This window comes from Rickettsia endosymbiont of Ixodes scapularis (assembly GCF_000160735.1).
In the GTDB taxonomy this organism is placed as follows: Bacteria; Pseudomonadota; Alphaproteobacteria; order Rickettsiales; family Rickettsiaceae; genus Rickettsia; species Rickettsia tamurae.
The window spans coordinates 415847-418685 of sequence record NZ_CM000770.1; the positions used below are offsets into that span (position 1 = coordinate 415847).

Below are 2839 nucleotides of genomic sequence, written 5' to 3' on the forward strand. Positions count from 1 at the left end.
TCACTATTAGATATATTTCGTGTCGCATAGTCTTTAATTCTTTCAGCAAATTTAGTTTTTTCTTCAGAAGAACTATTTTCTAATAATTCTTTTAGAATAGGTCTATTTTTAACGTCAATATTGGTATTGAAATCTAATTGTCCCTTATCGTTGCTAAATAATATACTTTTAATAATATCATCATTAAAATTACTTAAAATAGTAGTTACTGCTTGTTTTTTATAACTACTATTTACTTCAAGATTTAATGCTGCTATAGGCTTTGTTTTAATAAGATTTGTAAATTCTTCAATATTTTCTTCTTGTTGTATTATTCTATTTATATTGTGTTGAGACTGCGTTAATTTATCCTTACTTTTTTTATTATTAAAGTGAGTTTTAAAAGTACTTATAGGATCAAAAGAATATGGTTGTTTCTCTTTTCTATCCGTAGGAACCCACGAAGGTGTTTCTGTATTATTTGTACCTTGATTTGATATATACCAATTATTACTTTTGGTCCCGCTCTTTTTTTGAGAGTGTCCGGCAGACGGATTAGTAGTATCATTGTGGTTTGCATCTATTCCGGTTGTTATTTGCTGTATATAAGAATTTGCTTTTATTGTCCCTATACTTAAATTCTTCCTTTAATTCTTTAACTATAGGGATAATATTATTATCTATATAATATGCTTTTTTATTAAGCATCATCTGAGTTGCTATTAATGCGATATAGTTTGTTGCCTCACCTTTATCAGCACCGAATTTCTGCTTTAGCTCTTTTTCTGTAGGAATACTATTGTCAGCTATATATTGTGGCTTTTCTTTGTTCATAACTTTAAGTCTTATTGACTTAATATAGCCGTCTCTATTATCAGCACGAGATATACCAAACCTATTTTTTAACTCTTTTTCTGTAGGAATATGGCTATCCGCTATATATTGTCCCTTTGCGTTTTCCATAATTTCAGTTCTTATTGACACAACAAAAGATTCTGCATCATCTTTATTCATGTTAAGAGCAGTCCTTACTTCTTTCATTTCAGGGATAATATCATTATCAACATAATGTTTGTATTTAATATCTCTGTTTATTGAGCTGATATATAGATCGATTACCGCTTTTTTGTCTTTTTCTGCACGACGTACCTTTTGATCTTTTTCTACATTATTGTCTATTTTGCTAGGGTCATAACTTATTCCAAGATTTGTTGCTACTTCTATATCTGTAGGAACTACACCTTGATTAATATATTCTTGTTTTTTTGTATCAAAATCCTGTTGTTTTACTCTTTCGATGTATAATAAAATTTCAGCTCTTGCTTATCTTGCTTTATATCTAATATTATCTAAAAAGCTTGATAAATCTGTTTCCTTATACTTTATTCCTAGATCACCTTGTGCTTGAGTAAAACTAGGAACTAAATCTGCTTCTTGCCATTTTTTGATTTTTCATTTGGAGTAAATCTTTCCAAGTATTTTGTTGCTGTTTTGAATTGTACTTTTCCCATGCCGGTGTTTTACTAACTAAATCTTTGAAGCTTGCCGCTCTAGCACTTGTACTTAAAAAGCTACTAGTCAACAAATATGTTGACATGAATAAAGTTAAAACATATTTTTTTGAGTGGGAATTTTGTAAATTCATTCAAACCTCGATTAGTTATTATTTTTTAAATATAAACGAGGCGAATCATACAATATTTGTTAATTTATGTAAACTATTAATCATTCGAATTTTAAACTTTTTTCAAAAGGAGTATGTAATACTATTTTTGAAAGGAATGTATTTCAGTTTTTGGTAAATAAAATATGCAAATTCAATTTCACTTATATAACACTCTTAGCCGTACTAAAGAGGTTTTTAATCCTCAAGATCAGGCTAACGTAAAAATGTATGTATGTGGACCGACTGTTTATGATAATCCTCATATAGGTAATAGTAGGTCGGTAGTAGTATATGATTTACTTTATCGTATAGTTATAAAAATATTCGGCAGTAGAGCAGTAAAATATGTACGCAATATTACCGATGTTGACGATAAAATTATTGATAGAGCTGAACTACTTGGCATTACTATTAATGAGTTGACTGATAAAGTTACGCAAGAGTTTCATACAAATATGGCATATTTAGGTTGCATGCTACCGAGTATTGAGCCGAAAGCTACAGAGCATATTGATGTAATGATCGAAATAATAGAACGCTTAATAACAAAAGATCACGCATATATTGCTGATAATCATGTTTATTTTGATGTTTTATCAGCTCCAAATTATACGGAATTATCTAACCGAAATTTAGAAGAAATGTTTGAGGGAGTACGTGTAGAAAATAGTAAAACCAAAAAAAATCCACAGGATTTTGTATTATGGAAACCGGCAAAGCAAAATGAATCGGCAAATATGAATTTTGAAAGCCCTTGGGGACTTGGTCGCCCGGGATGGCATATTGAATGTTCAGCCATGAGCTACAAATATTTAGGTGAGAATTTTGATATTCACGGAGGCGGAGCAGATTTAATCTTTCCGCATCATACCAATGAGATTGCTCAAAGTAGATGTGCTTTTCTAAGTTCTACCTATGCTAAATACTGGATACATAACGGTTTTTTAACGGTTAATGGTAAGAAAATGAGTAAATCTCTTGGTAATTTTATTACCGTAAGGGATTTAATGGATAAACAAATTCAAGGAGAAGTAGTAAGGTTATTTTTATTAAGTAGTCATTATAGACGTCCCCTTGATTATAATGATAAAGCTATAGAAGATGCTAAGAAAACTTTAGATTATTGGTATAGAGCTATAGAAAATATTAATGTGCAGAAAATAGATTTACCTCATAGTTTCATGCAAAGCTTAC

Annotated in this window: 1 protein-coding gene and 1 pseudogene; one reads left to right on the top strand and one right to left on the bottom strand. The window is 30.1% G+C overall.

Translation table 11 applies throughout. The features are described from left to right. Positions 1-1624: pseudogene (locus tag REIS_RS13995) on the bottom strand (autotransporter outer membrane beta-barrel domain-containing protein); the annotation flags it as partial. A 170-nt stretch (positions 1625-1794) separates the two neighbouring features. Here REIS_RS13995 and cysS point away from each other — a divergent pair. After that, positions 1795-2839 (top strand): cysteine--tRNA ligase (cysS, locus tag REIS_RS02145; RefSeq protein ID WP_241760939.1); only part of this gene is annotated, 1045 nt, incomplete at its 3' end.